The 16,392-nt window shown below is 67.1% G+C and carries 13 protein-coding genes; 5 read left to right on the forward strand and 8 right to left on the reverse strand.

Features of this window, described 5'->3' with window-relative positions:
• Positions 1–357: 357 nt before the first annotated feature.
• A complete protein-coding gene (locus EV662_RS13555) occupies positions 358–969 on the reverse strand; it encodes a cytochrome c family protein (protein ID WP_132463483.1) in 612 nt (203 codons plus the stop codon).
• Positions 970–1,836, reverse strand: coding sequence for a hypothetical protein (locus tag EV662_RS13560; RefSeq protein WP_132463486.1), 867 nt, complete (start codon positions 1,834–1,836; stop codon positions 970–972).
• Positions 1,837–2,004: 168 nt separating this feature from the next.
• Here EV662_RS13560 and EV662_RS13565 point away from each other — a divergent pair, with 168 nt between their 5' ends.
• The 4 genes from EV662_RS13565 (at position 2,005) to EV662_RS13580 (ending at position 6,912) form a co-directional block, all read left to right on the forward strand.
• Entirely contained in the window at positions 2,005–3,285 is a 1,281-nt protein-coding gene (locus tag EV662_RS13565; RefSeq protein WP_132463489.1) for an imelysin family protein, read from the forward strand.
• Positions 3,286–3,363: 78 nt separating this feature from the next.
• Entirely contained in the window at positions 3,364–4,785 is a 1,422-nt protein-coding gene (locus EV662_RS13570; protein WP_243695857.1) for a di-heme oxidoreductase family protein, read from the forward strand.
• Positions 4,782–5,867, forward strand: coding sequence for an imelysin family protein (locus EV662_RS13575; RefSeq protein WP_132463495.1), 1,086 nt, complete (start codon positions 4,782–4,784; stop codon positions 5,865–5,867). Before EV662_RS13570 ends, EV662_RS13575 begins: the two co-directional genes overlap by 4 nt.
• Positions 5,857–6,912: a DUF1513 domain-containing protein gene (locus tag EV662_RS13580; RefSeq protein WP_132463498.1), complete on the forward strand. Its 1,056-nt coding sequence runs from the start codon at positions 5,857–5,859 to the stop codon at positions 6,910–6,912. Before EV662_RS13575 ends, EV662_RS13580 begins: the two co-directional genes overlap by 11 nt.
• Positions 6,913–7,022: 110 nt before the next feature.
• Here the strand turns inward: EV662_RS13580 and EV662_RS13585 are convergent, their stop codons facing one another.
• The 3 genes from EV662_RS13585 to EV662_RS13595 all read right to left on the reverse strand — a co-directional run bounded on the left by EV662_RS13585 (position 7,023) and on the right by EV662_RS13595 (position 12,477).
• On the reverse strand, positions 7,023–8,093 hold the full coding sequence (locus EV662_RS13585) for a cytochrome-c peroxidase (RefSeq protein WP_243695858.1): 1,071 nt from the start codon (positions 8,091–8,093) through the stop codon (positions 7,023–7,025).
• 720 nt (positions 8,094–8,813) lie between these two features.
• Positions 8,814–9,890 (reverse strand): AAA family ATPase, encoded by a 1,077-nt coding sequence (locus EV662_RS13590; RefSeq protein ID WP_132463503.1) that lies wholly within the window; start codon positions 9,888–9,890, stop codon positions 8,814–8,816.
• 322 nt (positions 9,891–10,212) lie between these two features.
• Positions 10,213–12,477, reverse strand: a complete 2,265-nt coding sequence (locus EV662_RS13595; protein WP_132463506.1) for an adenosylcobalamin-dependent ribonucleoside-diphosphate reductase — start codon at positions 12,475–12,477, stop codon at positions 10,213–10,215.
• Between the two features lie 110 nt (positions 12,478–12,587).
• Here EV662_RS13595 and EV662_RS13600 point away from each other — a divergent pair, with 110 nt between their 5' ends.
• Positions 12,588–13,022 carry a DUF1489 family protein gene (locus EV662_RS13600; RefSeq protein WP_132463509.1) on the forward strand — a complete coding sequence of 145 codons (435 nt, stop codon included), beginning with the start codon at positions 12,588–12,590 and terminating at the stop codon, positions 13,020–13,022.
• A 17-nt stretch (positions 13,023–13,039) separates the two neighbouring features.
• Here EV662_RS13600 and hisG read toward each other — a convergent pair whose 3' ends face one another.
• Genes hisG through hisS form a run of 3 tightly spaced genes read right to left on the reverse strand, consistent with a single transcriptional unit; the run spans position 13,040 to position 16,348 of the window.
• Positions 13,040–13,738 carry an ATP phosphoribosyltransferase gene (gene hisG / locus EV662_RS13605; protein WP_132463512.1) on the reverse strand — a complete coding sequence of 233 codons (699 nt, stop codon included), beginning with the start codon at positions 13,736–13,738 and terminating at the stop codon, positions 13,040–13,042.
• Positions 13,735–14,844, reverse strand: a complete 1,110-nt coding sequence (locus EV662_RS13610; protein WP_132463515.1) for an ATP phosphoribosyltransferase regulatory subunit — start codon at positions 14,842–14,844, stop codon at positions 13,735–13,737. The genes hisG and EV662_RS13610 overlap by 4 nt, the downstream gene beginning before the upstream one ends.
• 4 nt (positions 14,845–14,848) lie before the next feature.
• Positions 14,849–16,348 (reverse strand): histidine--tRNA ligase, encoded by a 1,500-nt coding sequence (gene hisS, locus EV662_RS13615; RefSeq protein ID WP_132463518.1) that lies wholly within the window; start codon positions 16,346–16,348, stop codon positions 14,849–14,851.
• Positions 16,349–16,392: the final 44 nt, after the last annotated feature.

The following is a 16,392-nucleotide window of genomic DNA, read 5'->3' on the forward strand; positions in this document are numbered from 1 at the left end:
TAGGCTTTACCCGCGGGGGCCGTGCGTGACGCAAGAAGCACCTGACTCTTCCGCGGGGTCCTCGACCTTGCTGCATCTGGGCCGCCCCGGAATCGGGATCGGCCCAGAGCGGTCATCCATGGGGGCCGCACCGCAGCTTCACCGGAACGGCCATGAGCCGCGCGCGCAAGATCCGTTTTCTCATTTTGAGCCGCTGCGCAGGTCTCCTTGATGGATCTGCCCGATCTCTCCAGGGCATTCGTCACGTCGCGGCAAGGATGCCGGAAGGGTCGTGCCGTTTCACGCCGGCTCAAGCCCGTCCCGTTTCGGACTTGCGCCGCTCCGGAAATATGTAAGGCGCGCTCATGAAGCTTGGTCCTATCGCGCCTCCGCGTGCGGGTTGCCGGAGATGCAAGCCTGACAGCCCCAGAGCGGTGCCGTCCTTTTTTCGCCATCGCCGAGATCGTGCAGCAGGAAATCGCTGAGCGGCATGTAGGTCACGCCGTCGACCTCGTAGGTGCGGGTGACGTGGCAGTCCGCGCAGCCATCGGCCTCGAACTTCGTGAGTTCTTCCGGCGTTTCGAATGGCGAGACCGGATCTGGCGACAAGGCCGCGAAGGCTGCTTCGACCTCGGCAATCTGCGCGACGTCGTCAATCCGAATGCCATGCGCCGCGCCCGCGATCAGCGCGAAATCGCGAAACCGCGCGGCGGCAAGGTTCTCGCCCCATTTCGCGATCAGGGGTTGGCCTTCGCCGCTGACATATTGTGCGCGCCCCGCGATCCCGTTGCCGTCCAGGTCGTAGGCGTCCTCGAATAGCAGGGGCCATTCCTCGGGCAGCGCCTGAAGCGCCCGGAACCCCACGATATCGAACTGGCCCTTGTCGTCGATATGACAGGATATGCAGCGCTCGACCAGCGGCGCAACCTCCTGCGATTGCGCCGGGCCAGCGGCCAGCAGGGCCGCGGCGATCAGGATCGTCCGGGTCACCTAGCCCCGGAACAGGTCTGCGGCGCGGTACAGCTCCGCCGCCAGCGCCTCTGTGGAGGACCGCAGCGCGGCGATCTCGGCGCTGTCGGCGGCCAGCACCGGCTTGTTCCGCGTGTTGCGGCGCAGGTCGCGCAGGAGCGTATCGATTGCGGCATTGACGGCATCGTCGACCTCGGCGCTGGTCAGGCCGACATAGGGTTCCACATTGCGCCAGATCGCCAGGGCACCGACGATCCGGGCCGAGACCTCTTCGCCGTCGCGGCCCACGTCGGTGAGGCTCAGGTCACTATACCAGCCCGGCCCGGCAAGGTAATCGGCCATGGCTTCGAGGATACCGATCATCAAATCGCGGTCGCTTTTCGGTTCCTGCGCCCTCGCAGCCTGGGCGGCGGCATCTCCCGTGCGTACGAAGGCGGCCGATGCATTGGCGAAGGCCTCGGCAAGGGCGGCGCGCTCGACCCCGCAACCCTCGCTGGCGCAGTCCGCGGCGGCGGCCTGCACCGCGGCGAGGATCACGGCGCCGTCGATCGGGGCGACGCCGCTATCTGCGGCGAACAGCCAGTTGGCGGAGTTGTAGCGCAGGACCATGGTCTTGAGGGCGAACTGTGCCTGGGTCGTCAGATCGTCGTAGGGCGTGTCGGTTGCCGCCGCAGCGACCACCGTGTCGCTGACGATCTTGCCCGCGCGGATTCCCGAAACGGCGAGGGTCCAGTTGGCAAGCGCCGCCTCCTTGGCGGTCAGTTGGGGGTCATAGCTGCCCGCCTCGGCCGGCGGCGGCATGGGAATGCTGCCCGACTCCTGGGCTGGCGCGGCCGCTGCGACCCCGAGAAGGGCCAGAACTGGAAATGCAATGAATCTGGATGTCATGGTCGGCCTCCGCGCGTCTTCAGAACCCGCCGGATAGCGTCAGAGCGTAACAGAACCGTAACAAACGCGATATCCGACAAAAAAACTCTGCTATTGCGGCGGGGAAGAAGTTGAGTAATTTAGTCTGCGATAAAGCGACGCAACTTCACGCGAACAGGAGCCTTCCCCATGACGTCTTTCACGCTGTCCCTGCGCATAAGCCTCATTGCCGGTTCTCTTGCGGCTGCGGGCGCCGCCCAGGCGCAATCGGCGCGCGAGGTGATCGACGGCTATGCCGATCTGGCACTGGCCAAGTATTCGGACAGCCTGGCCGCCGCCAAGGCGCTGGATGCCGCCATCGACGCCTTCATTGCCGCCCCCAGCGCCGAAACCCACAAGGCCGGCAAGGACGCCTGGCTGGCCGCGCGGGTGCCCTATCAGCAGACCGAGGTCTACCGCTTCGGCAACGCGGTGGTGGACGACTGGGAAGGCAAGGTGAACGCCTGGCCGCTGGACGAAGGGCTGATCGACTATGTCGATACCGGCTATTACGGCGAGATGAGCGAGGAGAACGGGTTCTTCCGCGCGAATGTCATCGCCAACCCGGACCTGACCGTCGGTGGCCAAAGCGTCGATGCGCGCGAGATCACGCCCGCGCTGTTGCAGGAGTTGCACGAGATCGACGGGATCGAGGCGAACGTTGCCACCGGCTATCACGCCATCGAATTCCTGCTTTGGGGGCAGGACACGAACGGCACCGGTCCCGGCGCCGGTTCGCGCTCCTACACCGATTTCGTGCAAGGGGATGGCTGCACCAACGCGCCCTGTGATCGCCGGGCGGATTACCTGGCTGCGGTCTCGGACCTGCTGGTTGCGGACCTGAAGGACATCGTTACAGCCTGGGAGGATGGCGGCGCTGCGCGCACGGACCTCGCCGCGCAGTCGGACGCCGAGGGGCTGGCCACGATCCTGACCGGCATGGGCTCCCTTAGCTATGGCGAACTGGCGGGCGAGCGCATGAAGCTGGGCCTGATCCTGCACGACCCCGAGGAAGAGCATGACTGCTTTGCCGACAACACCCACAATTCGCATTACTATGACGCCAAGGGCATCCAGAACGTCTATCTCGGCCGCTACGAACGCCCCGACGGGACCGTGATGGAGGTGCCTTCGCTCGCGGGCCTTGCTCAGTCGGTCAATTCCGAGGTTGACGCCGTCGTGACAGCCAGGCTTGAGGCGACCATGGCTGCGATGGGGGCGATGAAGGACCGCGCCGACAGCGGCGTAGAGGCCTACGATCAGATGATCGGCTATGGCAATGACACGGGCAACGCCATCGTGCAGGCCGCCATCGACGCGCTCGTCGACCAGACCCGCGCCTTCGAGGATCTGGTCGCCGCGCTGGATGCCTCCGAGATTTCGGTCGAAGGCTCCGACAGCCTGGACAACCCCGGCGCGGTGTTCGAGTGACCGCCGCCCCGTCGCCAAACGCCTGAAACAATGAGGGGCCAGCCTTGGGTGGCCCCTCTGCCATTGAAGAGCCCCGCCTTGAATACCCGCGCCTCCCTTCTGTTGCTTTGCGGCCTGGCCCTTCTGCCGGGGCACCCCCTTGCCGCCGCCGAAACACAAGCCGACCGCAAGGCCCGCCTGCTTGCTCTCACGCAGGACTTCACCAAGCCCGAACCCTATGAAGCGCTGCAAGGCGGCAGCGGCACCAACCGCAGCCGTTTCGATCGGAACACCTTTTCCCTGCCCTCGGCTGCGCTGAGCTTCGAGGAGCGCGGCGACTTCTTCCTGGGCAACGGGGTGTTCGACCGCGCCTGGGTGGTCGCGCCGTCCTCGACTTTGGCCTCGGACGGGCTGGGGCCGCTGTTCAACGCACGTTCCTGCCAGGGCTGCCACGTCAAGGACGGGCGCGGCCACCCGCCGGCGCCGGGTGACGGCAACATGGTGTCGATGCTGTTTTCGCTGAGCGATGCGCACGGCAACCCGGACCCGGTCTACGGGCACCAGTTCCAGGACCAGGCCGTGCCCGGCATGGCAGCCGAGGGCAAGGTCCGCGTCAGGTACCGGCCCGTGCCATTCACCTATCCCGATGGCACAACCGTCATGCTGCGCAAGCCGGTCTACAGCACCGATGCTGCGCTTTCGGACGGCGTTGCCCTGAACCCGAGGATCGCGCCCCCGATGATCGGGCTGGGCCTGTTCGAGGCGATCCCGGAGGCAGCCATCCTGGCCCATGCAGACCCGGGTGATGCCGATGGCGACGGCATCTCGGGGCGCGCCCACTGGCTGGCGGGCGCCGGGGGCCGCGTGCTGGGCCGCTTCGGCTGGAAGGCCACGGAAGCCACGATCCGTGATCAGTCGGCCGTTGCCTTTCACAACGACATGGGCCTGTCGACCAGCCTGTTCCCCGCCCCGCACGGCGATTGCACCGCGGCCCAGACCGCGTGTCGCGGCGCGATCCACGGGGACGAGAATGGCGGGCCGGAAGTGACCGACGATCTGCTGGAACTGGTGACCTTCTATGCTGCCAACCTGGCGGTTCCGGCGCGTCGCGACATCGGCGACAAAGATGTTCTGGCGGGCAAGGAGCTGTTCTACAAGGCCCGCTGCACCGCCTGCCACGTGCCGAAATTCGCCACCGCCGCCGACGCGCCCCGCGAACGGCGCAACCAGTTGATCTGGCCCTACAGCGACTTCCTGCTGCATGACATGGGGCCGGGCCTGGCCGACGCCACCCCGACCGGCGGGGCAGAGGCCGCCGAATGGCGCACGCCGCCGCTCTGGGGAATTGGCTTGACCGAGGTGGTGAACGGTCACAGCTTCTTCCTCCACGACGGTCGCGCACGCTCGCTGGAGGAGGCGATCCTCTGGCACGGGGGCGAGGCCCAAGCCGCCCGCGACACCTATGCCGCCTTCACAGCCGAAGAGCGCGCGAAAATCCTGCGTTTCCTGGAGAGCTTATGAGCCCAAGACATTTCATCATCGCCGTATCCATGGCGACCCTTGCCGCCGCGCCGCTGGCCGCCGAATCCAGGTTCGACACCGAGGACGCGGCCCTGCTGCAACAGGGGCTGATCACGACCGCGGACGCGTTCATCCTGCCCGGTTATCGCGACTATGCCGAAGCGGCGACGGAGATGACCGAGGCGCTCGACGCCTATTGCAGCGGCACCGGACCGATTGCCCCGGTCCACGCGGCATTCGAGGACAGCTTCCTGGCCTGGCAGCGGATCAGCATCATCCAGGTCGGCCCGGCCATGGCCGAAGACGGGCCGATGCGGGTTCAGCTCTGGCCCGACCCCAAAGGCTTTGCCCGCCGCGCCGTACGGATGGCGGTACGCGCGCAAGACCCGGATCTTCTGGCCGAGGGCGCGCTTGATGGCCGCTCGATCGCGCTTGTGAACCTGACCGCGCTCGAGGACCTGCTGTACCACGACCTCTCGCCCGGCACCTACGAATGCGATCTCGCTGGGGCCATCGGCGCGTATCAGGCCGATCTGGCCGCTGGCTTCGTCGCGGCATGGTCCCCCGGCGCCGGGTTCCGCACCGCCTTTGACACGGCAATCGAGGGAAATGCCCGCTACGCCTCGGTCGACGATCTGATCCGAGAGCTTCTTGCCGGGGTCGTCGTCTATGCCGACCGGCTGCGCAAGTTCAAGATCCAGCGCGGCCTTGGGCAAGCGCCCGGCGAGGCCCACCCCGAACGGACCGAGGCCGTGGACAGCGGCTTGGGACTTGCCAGCATCCAAGCGAGTTTCCGAGCGCTGGCCGACCTTTACGAACTGCCCTACGGGTTCTTCGACATGACGCCCGAGCTCAGCGGCACGATGGAGTACTACATGCTAGGCGAGACGGCCGGCAGCATCGCGGATACGCTTGCGCTTGAGACGCGCAGCCTTGCCGAGATCGCCGCCGAAGACGGCGCCATGGCGGAAGAGTTGCGCGGCTTTGGCGAATTGACGCTTTATCACGAAACCTATCTCAAGACCGGTCTGCCGCAATCCATCGGTCTCACAACGGGGTTCACCTCTGCCGATGGCGATTGAGACACGAAGACAGGTTCTACGCGGCCTCGCCATGGGGCTGGGCGTGTCCTGGTGCCGGGGCGCGCTTGGCCAACCGGCCGAGCGGGCGGCCTATGTTGGCGTCGAGACCTCGGCCGAAACGGGCCTGAGCCGCGCCAGCTTCTTTTCCACAAGCGGCGCGCGGCTGGGGCAGGCGCCGCTCGATTTCCGGGCACACGGCATGGCCGAGCATGGGCGCCGACTCGCGGTCTTCCCGCGCCAGCCGGGCGATCGTTTCGCACTGGTCGATACCGAAACGCTGGAGATCCGGTCGGTCGTGACGGCGCCGGCCGACCGGCATTTCTTCGGCCACGGAGCGTTTACCCGCGACGGCCAGCACCTGCTGGTGACGGAAAACGACCTGGAAACCCTGCAAGGCGGGATCGGGGTCTATGACACCGCCGGCCCGATGCGGCGGATCGGGCAGATCGCCCTGCCGGGGCCGGGCCCGCACGAGATCGCCCGCCAGCCGGACCGGGATATCTTTCACATCGCGCTAGGCGGACTGGAGACCCATCCCGCCTATGGCCGCACGCCGCTGAACCTGCACGCGTTCCGCAGCCAGATCGTGACGCTGGATTTCGACCGGGGCGCGTTGAACCAACTGGGCCATTGGGCCGGGACCGAAGGCATCTCACTGCGCCACCTCGCGATGGATCACCGCGGCCGCCTCTATATCGGCGGCCAGATCAAGAGCGCGGAGCGCGCCGCGGGCGAGGCGGTTCTGTGGCTGGTCGAGAACGACCGGGTGGAGCGGCTCGAACCCGACGCCTCTCTCGGCGGCTACGTGTCCTCCGTCTCTGCCCATGGGGCGCAGGCCCTCGTGTCGTCCAAGGAAACCGGCCTGGCCCTTCGCCTTGACGGGCCGCGCACCGTCGAGGTGCAGCGACTGGACGGGGCCGGCGCGGTGGCGCTCGGCCCCGGGCTGTGTGCCGCGTCCGGCTTCCGCCTGCTCGATCTCAATGGCGCGCGTGTCGAGGCCCTGCCGCGGCACGAGTTCGACAATCACGGGCTGGCGATGGGCTAGAGCATGCTGTGCACAGGCGCGCCCAGCCTGCGTTGCGGACGCGGTGGGCGCTGCAAGCGCAGCCTCGCGAAACGTGCAGCGCTGTTGCCTCCGACTGGTCGCACCACGCGCTAGTCCAACAAATGCTCGTACCTGGCGTCGGTCAGCGTTTTCAGGAAGGCCACAAGCGCGTCGATGCGCTGATCGTCCAGCGCGGGTCCGATCTCCAGCTCTTCCAGCGACACAGTCTCGGGCACCGGCGGCGGGCCGAAGGTTTCACCGGTTTCGGGGTTGATCTTCCGCGCCTCGACCTGCGTGTTGTAGGTGTTGTAGAACAGCACGACGGTGCGCAGGTCCTGAAACACCCCGTTATGCATGTAAGGCGCGGTCACCGCGACATTGCGCAGCGTCGGCGTGCGGAACTTGCCACGCTGGGCCGGGTCATCGACGCCCGGGTTGTCCAGCAGCGCGGGGTCGATCGTGCCGAGGGGGACGCCATTCATCTTGCGCAAGGCGCGGTTCTCGGGCGTTCCGATATTGTGATAGCTGTGATCGGTAAAGGTCTCGGCCGGGTCCATCTCGGTTTCGGACAGCTTGTGGCACTCGGCGCAATTGGTGAATTGCTGCGAGAAGAACAGCAGGCGGCCCAGATCCTCTTGCTGGGTCAACTCCACCTCGCCGCGCAACCATCGGTCGTATCTCGAATCGAACGGCGCGAAGGTTTCAGACCGCTCGAAGGCGGCGATGGCGCGGGTCATGGCGGCATAGCCGGCCTCGGCATCCTCCAGCACGCCTGCGCCGTAAAGCGCGGAGAAGGCCGCAACATAGGCCGGATCCTCGCGCAGGCGGGCCACCACAGAGGCCTTGTCCGGCATGCCCATCTCGATCGGATTGAGCGGCGGGCCGCCGGCCTGGTCCTCCAGTGTGGCCGCGCGACCGTCCAGGAATTGCCCACCGATCCACCCGCCATCTTCGCCGCGGTGGAAGGTCGGGATCAGCGCCGCGTAGCTGGCCGTGGGCGCGTTGCGGTCGCCCAGCGACACCCCGTCATCGCCGGGCGAGGCCATGCCGCGCGGATCGGCAAACCCGTAATCGGGATTGTGACAGCTTGCGCAGGCCTGGGTCCGGTTGGCCGACAGGTTGGTATCGAAGAACAACCGCTCGCCCAGGGCCTCGGGCGTTCGGGGCACCTGTTCAGGCATGTTACCTGCCGATGGCCCGCCAAGAACCAGCGCGACAGGAAGGGCCGCGAGAACAGACCTGTTGGGGATCGACATGGGCAGAGTCCTTTTCCGACAGGGATGGTCAGGTATATGCCCGCGCGCATGATTCGAAGCAAGGCAAGCTGATTACAGGGATGCCATGTATCGCCTAATGGCGCGCATGCGCTTCGCCGGCCATGATCAAGCAGGTTTCGCCAGCTGCCACGTACGGTACCTGCTGCATGCATGGCACGCACGCGTCAAATCGGACACGGATGCTGCACCCTGCAGGCCGGATATCGGGCTTCCTTGAGGTGAAGCCGCCACACTCGTGAGGCGTAATAGGCGGGAGCGAATGCTACCTGCGAATGGCTGCTCTCATGATCGCAAACGGAAACGGTGCGGTCGCGGCGAACGGCCGCTTCCCTGAAGAACTGTCCCGAAACAGGACTGCGCCCGGTTCGTGGTTTCCAAGGTCCGCTTTCGCGGTAGTTGAAAATCCTCGCTGCGGAGCAGCGAACTCACGCTTTCCGCCCTTCGGCCCGAAGAATTCCACATCGTCAATCTTGCGCCCACGCTATGGACGACGATAGACCCACGTGTATTCCCGATCTGGACTGCCTCCCGGCCTCCGTTCGGCCCTGTAGATGATCCATCACGCCGGGGCTCGGACGCCGCCCATCCCGTTGCCCCCTATTCACATGGAGAAGCCGGTTCCGGTCAATGATAGACTGGCCGGTTTTCCAACACCTCCGCCCTGTCCAGCATGCGCGTGACCATCCGCAGGTTGGGCTCGAGGCCCGAACGGTGAACCCGATCCAGGGTTTCGGCGATGGCATCGATCGCGGGCGCCGTCAGCCCGCGCCGCGCGCCCTCACGCCGAGCGAAGGCCTGCAGGTCCGCGATCCCCATGCCTGGCAGGGTCATTGGCGGGCACCGGCTGAGCAGGGGTGCGGGCAAGCCGGACAGGCTGTTCGCCGTCATTACCCAGCTGATCCACGACATGTCGAACCGCAGCTGGAAATACGGGCAGTCCCAGGCCCGTGCGGTCAGCGGCTCCAGCAAGGGCAGCAGCGCGTTGCCCATGTCGTAGGACCGGCCCCTGTCCGAGGTCACGGCCCCGGCCTTCTCGACTTCGTCCAGCACGATCACCGGGTTGCCGACAAGCTGTGCGAGGATCGTGGTCAGGGGCCTGCCGGGCGCGGCCGAGGACCAACCACGCTGCATCCCGATCAGGGCAAAGCTGGCCGGTTCGCCGGTCGCGTCGATCGTGGTGGCGGGCAGCCCCACGACCTGGGCCAGGCGCCGGGCCCAATGGCTCTTGCCGATGCCGGGCGGGCCCACCAGCAGAAGGGGCGGCATGCGAAAGCCGGCCGCGCCCTGGCGCACGGACCGGCGCATCGCGTGCCAGGCGGCCTCGGTCGCGGGCGCCATCCAGGGCATTTCCGCCTGCAGGGTGGCGGCCAGCTCGTCGGCGCGCGCCTCGCTGCCGATCTCCACCAGCGTGACCCCGTCGCGCAGCGGGGCGAGGCGCTCGCGATCCTCCTGCCGAAGGTGCCCCAGCTTGGTCGCGGCCGTCAGCCTTTCGACATAGCGCGCGGCCCGGCGGTCGATGCGTGCCTCGTCCTTGGCTGGCAGTTGGGAGGCAAGGAATGTGTCCTGCTCTTTCGGGTCATCGACCCAACCCCGGGCCCTGCCCCGGTAGCCCAGCAGGAAGCGGCGCAGGCGGCCACGCACCTCGCGGGCGGTTGGAATCTCTCTGCCCGGGCGGGCGTCTACGAAGGGAATTCGGGCCATGGGATGTCCTTTCCAGCAGGGCGGTGCCGCCGCCAGCGCGACGGCACCGCGCGACCGCCCTGGGGGCGGCCGGTGGTTTCGTGAAAGGACCCGGGTCTTGGGCAGAGAGGAAGCAGGAGCGGGGCGGCCCGTCAATGCCCCGACCCGGCCGAAGGGCGCCCGAAGGCGCCCCGAAGCCATGATTCGGCAAAGCCTTGTTTTTAAATCATATTCTCGGAATCGCGCGCGCCGGTGGCAAGCAATCGCGTGTCAAAATGGCAGATAACCCCCGAAATGGCAGATTTTCGGTGGGTGGGACAACAACCTTCTTCCAGCGCCCGGCTCAACTGCACTTGGAATGCCCGCAACTCATGCAGGTCATGCAGCCTTCGACCATGCGCATCTCGTAGGCGCCGCAGGCCGGGCAGGCCGGACCGCGCGGCGCCTCGCCCACCGCCATCGCCTCGTGCTGGGGGTCGGATTTCAATCCCATGCCCTCGGCCTCGATGAACCCGATCGAGACAAGGTGCCGCTCGATCACGCCGCCGATCGCGGCCAGGATCGAGGGAATGTATTTCCCCTGCATCCACGCCCCGCCACGCGGGTCGAACACCGCCTTCAGTTCCTCGACCACGAAACTGACGTCCCCACCCCGCCGGAACACCGCCGAGATCATGCGGGTCAGCGCCACGGTCCAGGCGAAATGTTCCATGTTCTTGGAGTTGATGAACACCTCGAACGGGCGCCGGCGCCCGCCCATCACGATGTCGTTGATCGTGATATAGATCGCGTGCTCGCTGTCGGGCCATTTCAGCTTGTAGGTGTTGCCTTCCAGCGCCTGCGGCCGGTCCAGCGGGTCGGACAGGTAGACGACGTCGGCCCCGGTTTCGGCCTCGGGCGTCTTCTCCGAGCTTTCGGAAACCGCCAGCACGCTGCCCGTCACTTCGTTCGGCCGGTAGGTGGTGCACCCTTTGCAGCCGGTTTCATAGGCCTGCATGTAGACATCCTTGAACGCGTCGAAGGAAATGTCCTCGGGGCAGTTGATCGTCTTGGAAATGGACGAATCCACCCATTTCTGCGCGGCGGCCTGCATACGGACATGCTCGGCAGGCGCAAGCGTCTGGGCGTTCACAAAAAAGTCGGGTAGATCGGCGTCGCCGAACTTCTCGCGCCACAGCCGCACGGCGTAATCCACGACCTCTTCCTCGGTGCGCGAACCGTCGCGCTGCAGCACCTTGCGGGTATAGGCATAGGCGAAGACGGGTTCGATTCCCGAGGACACGTTGCCGGCATACAGGCTGATCGTGCCGGTCGGCGCGATCGAGGTCAGCAGGGCATTGCGAATGCCGTGTTCGGCGATGGCCGCGCGCACGTCCTCGTCCATATGCGCCAAGGCCCCGCTGGCGAGGTATTTCTCGGCATCGAACAGGGGAAACGCTCCCTTCTCCTTCGCCAATTGCACCGAGGCCAGGTAGGCGGCGCGGGCGATCCGGTGCAACCAGCGCTCGGTCTGACGCGCCGCCTCGTCCGAACCGTAGCGCAGGCCGACCATCAACAACGCGTCGGCAAGGCCCGTCACACCCAGCCCGATCCGGCGCTTGGCCTTGGCTTCGTGCTCCTGCTGGGGCAGCGCAAAGCGCGACACGTCCACCACGTTGTCCATCATCCGCACGGCGGTCGCGACCAGATCGTCCAGGTCGGCCTCGTCCAGTTCGGCGATGCTTTCGAACGGGTCACGCACCAGCCGGGCAAGGTTGATCGAGCCCAGCAGGCACGCGCCATAGGGCGGCAGGGGCTGCTCGCCGCACGGGTTGGTGGCCGCGATCGTTTCGCAATAGGCCAGGTTGTTCATCTGGTTGATGCGGTCGATGAAGATCACGCCCGGTTCGGCAAAATCATAGGTCGCGCGCATGATCCGGTTCCACAGGTCGCGCGCCTCGACCGTGTGATAGACCTTGTCGCCGAATTTAAGCTGCCACGGACCGTCCGCCTTGACCGCCTCCATGAAGGCATCGGTGACCAGCACGGACAGGTTGAAATTGCGCAACCGCGCCGGATCCTGCTTGGCGGTGATGAAATCCTCGATATCGGGGTGGTCACAGCGCATCGTCGCCATCATCGCGCCGCGGCGTGACCCCGCGGACATGATCGTGCGGCACATCGCGTCCCAGACATCCATGAACGACAGCGGCCCCGAGGCGTCGGCGGCCACGCCCAGAACATCCGCGCCGCGCGGCCGGATCGTCGAGAAATCATAGCCGATCCCGCCGCCCTGCTGCATGGTCAGCGCGGCCTCTTTCAGCATGTCGAAGATGCCGGCCATCGAATCGGGGATCGTGCCCATGACGAAGCAGTTGAACAGCGTCACCGCCCGCCCTGTGCCCGCGCCCGCGGTGATCCGGCCCGCGGGCAGAAAGCGGAAATCCTCGAGCGCGGTATAGAATTTCTCCTCCCAGGCGGCCTTGTCCTGTTCGGCTTCGGCCAAGGCCCGCGCGATGCGCCGCCAGGTGTCCTCGACCGTCAGATCGACGGGCGCACCGTCGGCCTTTTTCAGGCGGTATTTCATATCCCAGATCTGTTCGGCGATGGGGGCGGAGAAACGGCTCATCTCGGGTATCCTCGGGCGCGCGGGAAAGGCCCTCTAGGATAGGGCTTCGGCTTGAACTCCGCAACAACTAGACTAGGGTTGCGGCTCATCAACAGAATCTGGGGGGCAGGATGGCGGGGGGCCATGTGAATCTGGTCAAGCTCTGCGTTGGCGCAGAGCGGGTCGAGGACCTGCTGCACTGGCAGCGCCAGCCGCGCGCCAAGGGACCCGACGGGCTGCCGCGCCATGTCACCCGGATGTGGCCCAAGCGCGAGGCCGAATTGCTGGCCGGCGGCTCGCTTTACTGGGTGTTCAAGGGCGTGATTCTGGCCCGCCAGCGCATCCTGCGGCTGGACGAGGTGACGGGCGCGGACGGAATCGCCCGGTGCGGGATCGTGCTGGAGCCGCGGGTGATCCGCACCGAGGCGATGCCGAAACGCCCGTTCCAGGGCTGGCGCTACCTGGGCGCGGACGACGCGCCCCGCGACCTGCCCGAGGGGCGGGCGGGGGAGGAGGATTTGCCGCCCCGCCTGATGGCGGCACTGGCCGAAATCGGGGTGCGCTAGGCGGCTAAGCGCGCCGCTCAGCTATCCAGCCCAAGGCGGCGCGACAGCGCGCGAAAGCTGGCGCGCGCGGCGTCGTCCCAGTCGGCCGTGCGCGACTTGAACAGGGTCGCCTGGCTGCGGTGGATCAACCCGTCGGACAGGATCTTCAGGTGGTTGGCGCGCAGCGTGTCGCCGGTCGAGGTGATGTCCGCGATCGCCTCGGCGGTCAGGTTCTTCACCGTGCCCTCGGTCGCGCCCTGGCTGTCGACCAGCTGGTAATCGGCCACGCCCGCCTCGCGCAGGAACTCGCGCACCAGGCGGTGATACTTGGTCGCGATCCGCAGCCGATGCCCATGTGCCGCCCGGAACGCCGCCGCCGCCGCATCCAGGTCGTCCAGCGTGTCGACATCGACCCAGCACCGCGGCACCGCGATCACCAGGTCCGCCTCGCCGAACCCCATCGGTTCCAGTGCCGCGACGCGGTTTTCCCAATCGGCGATCCGTTCCTGCACCAGGTCGGACCCCGTCACGCCCAGGTGAATCCGCCCCGCCACCAGTTCGCGCGGGATCTCTCCCGCCGACAACAGCACAAGGTCGACCCCCTCGATCCCGTCGACCGCGCCGGCATATTCCCGGTCGGACCCGGTGCGGCGGATGTTCACGCCGTGCCCCGCGAACCAGTCGAAGGTCTTTTCCATCAGCCGCCCCTTGGACGGCACGCCCAGTTTCAGCGTCATCGCGCGGCCTCCGCGGTCAGCGTCAGCACCAGTTCGGGTCGGACCACGCCGCCCACCGCGGGCACCGCGCGGCCCTGGCCCAGGATCCGCGTCAGCGCGTCATAGCGCCCGCCGGTGGCAACCGGGGGCAGGTCGGGCCGCCCCTCGGCATAGAAACCGAAGACGAAACCGTCGTAATATTCCATCGTCGTGCGGCCATAACTGGCCTCGAAATCCAGCAGGTCGACGTCGATTCCCTGCCCGGCCAGGGCATCCATCCGCGCCTCCATCCGGTCCAGCGCCGGGGTGATGGCGGGCAGGTCGACCGCGACATCGCGCAGATGGGCCAGCGCGTTCGCGCAGGTTTCGCGGATCAGCAGGATATCGTCCAGCAACTCGGCCTCGGTGGCCGAAAGCGGCGGCTCGGCGGCATCCTCGGCCAGGGTCCGCAGCCGCGCGGCTACATCGGCGCGGCTGCGCAGACCGATCTCGGGACCGCCCGCCTCCAGCAACGCCTCGGCGCCCTGCCCCTTCAGCGCGGCCAGCAGGCGTTTGCGCGCCTCGGGCAGCGGCGTGCGCCCGGCGAACCGGTCCAGCAGGGCGCGGAACCGGCGCGGGCGCCACACATGGCGGCGCAGCGCCGCCTTGCGCTTTTCGGTGGTCGACAGCCCGCCGATCGCGGCCAGCAACAGCCCGATATCGCCGGTCGCGGCCCTCAGGCCCAGCGGCGACAGCATCTCGGAAAACAGCGCGAAGACCTCGGCATCGGCCTCGACCGGGCTGTCGCCGCCGAACAGTTCATAGCCCACCTGGATGTATTCGCTGGGGCGCCCGGGGTCGCGTTCCTGGCGGCGGAACACCTCGCCCAGATAGGTATAGCGTGCCGGGTCGGCGCCGCTTTCCATGTGCATCTGGACGACCGGCACAGTGAAATCGGGGCGCAGCATCTGTTCGCCCCGGATCGCGTCCGACGTCACATAGGCGCGCGCGCGGATGTCCTCGCCATACAGGTCAAGCAGCGTTTCGGCCGGCTGCAGCACCGCGGCCTGCACCGGCTGGGCGCCCGCGTTGCGGAAAAAGGCGTGCAAACGCTCGGCCTGCGCCAGAACCTCGGCCTTGGATGCCACCGCCCTACTCCCCGCCCTGCGCCAGCAGCCGCCGGACCTCGGCCACCAGGTCGGTGCGCGCCGCCTCGAACTGGGCGGGCTGGGATTTCCATTCCTCCAGGCTGGCGCTTTGGGCGATCTTGGCCCCCAGCACCAGGTCCTTGATCTGCACCACGCCGCGCGCGGCCTCGTCCGAACCCTGGATGATGGCGACGGGCGATTGCCGCTTGTCGGCGTATTTCAACTGGTTGCCGAAATTCTTGGGGTTGCCCAGGTAGACCTCGGCGCGGATGCCCGCCGCGCGCAACTCGCCCACCATCGCCTGGTAATCGGCCATCCGGTCGCGGTCCATCACGGTGACGATCACGGGGCCCTGCACGGTTCCGCCCGCCCGCCCCTTCTCGCGCAGCGCGGCAAGCAGGCGGTCGACGCCGATGGAAACCCCCGTCGCTGGCACCTTCTGCCCGGTGAAGCGTTGCACCAGGTCGTCATAGCGCCCGCCGCCGGCGACCGAGCCGAACTGCCGCGGGCGGCCCTTTTCGTCGGTGATCTCGAAGGTCAGTTCCGCCTCGTAGACCGGACCGGTGTAATAGCCGAGACCGCGCACGACCGAGGGGTCCAGAACGATGCGGTCGGGGCCATAGCCCTGGGCGGCCAGCAGGTCCGAGATGGTCTCCAGCTCGGCCACGCCCTCGGCCCCCATGGCCGATCCGCCAACCAGTTCGGACAGCCGTGCGCAAGTTTCGGCCTTGGTGGCGCGCCGGGCTGCCATGAAGCCCATCACCACGTCGGCCTGCGCCTTCGTCAGCTTGGCGCCTTCGGTGAAATCGCCCGACTCGTCCTCGCGTCCCTCGCCCAAAAGTGCACGCACGCCCGTTTCGCCCAGCCGGTCCAGCTTGTCGATGGCGCGCAGGACGATGCCGCGCTCGTGCTCGAATTTCGACGGGTCGTTCGGGTCCAGAACGCCCGCGACCTCCATCACGCCGTTCAGAACCTTTCGGTTGTTCACCCGCACGATGTAGTCGCCGCGCGGGATGCCCACCGCCTCCAGCGCATCGGCCAGCATGGCGCAGATCTCGGCGTCGGCAGCCACCGAGGCCGCCCCCACCGTGTCGGCATCGCATTGATAGAACTGGCGGAACCGGCCCGGCCCCGGTTTCTCGTTGCGCCAGACCGGCCCCATGGCATAGCGGCGGTACGGCGTCGGCAGGTCGTTACGATACTGCGCCGCCACCCGTGCCAGCGGCGCGGTCAGGTCATAGCGCAGCGCCACCCAGTCGCCGTCCTCCTCCTCGGTCCAGGCAAAGACGCCGGCATGCGGGCGATCGACATCGGGCAGGTATTTGCCCAGCGCCTCCAGCGTTTCGACCGCGGATGTCTCAAGGGGATCGAAACCATAGCGGTGATAGACCTCGGCGATGGTGTCGAGCATCGCCTTGCGTTCGGTGACGTCCGCGCCGAAATAGTCACGAAAGCCCCGGGGCGTCTCGGCCCTGGGGCGCCGGGGTTTCTTGTCCTTGGCCATGCGCCTCGCCGCCTGTCTCTCGCGTTCCGCGCGGGGTCTAGCGG

It is taken from the genome of Rhodovulum marinum (assembly GCF_004343075.1).
GTDB lineage: Bacteria > Pseudomonadota > Alphaproteobacteria > Rhodobacterales > Rhodobacteraceae > Rhodovulum > Rhodovulum marinum.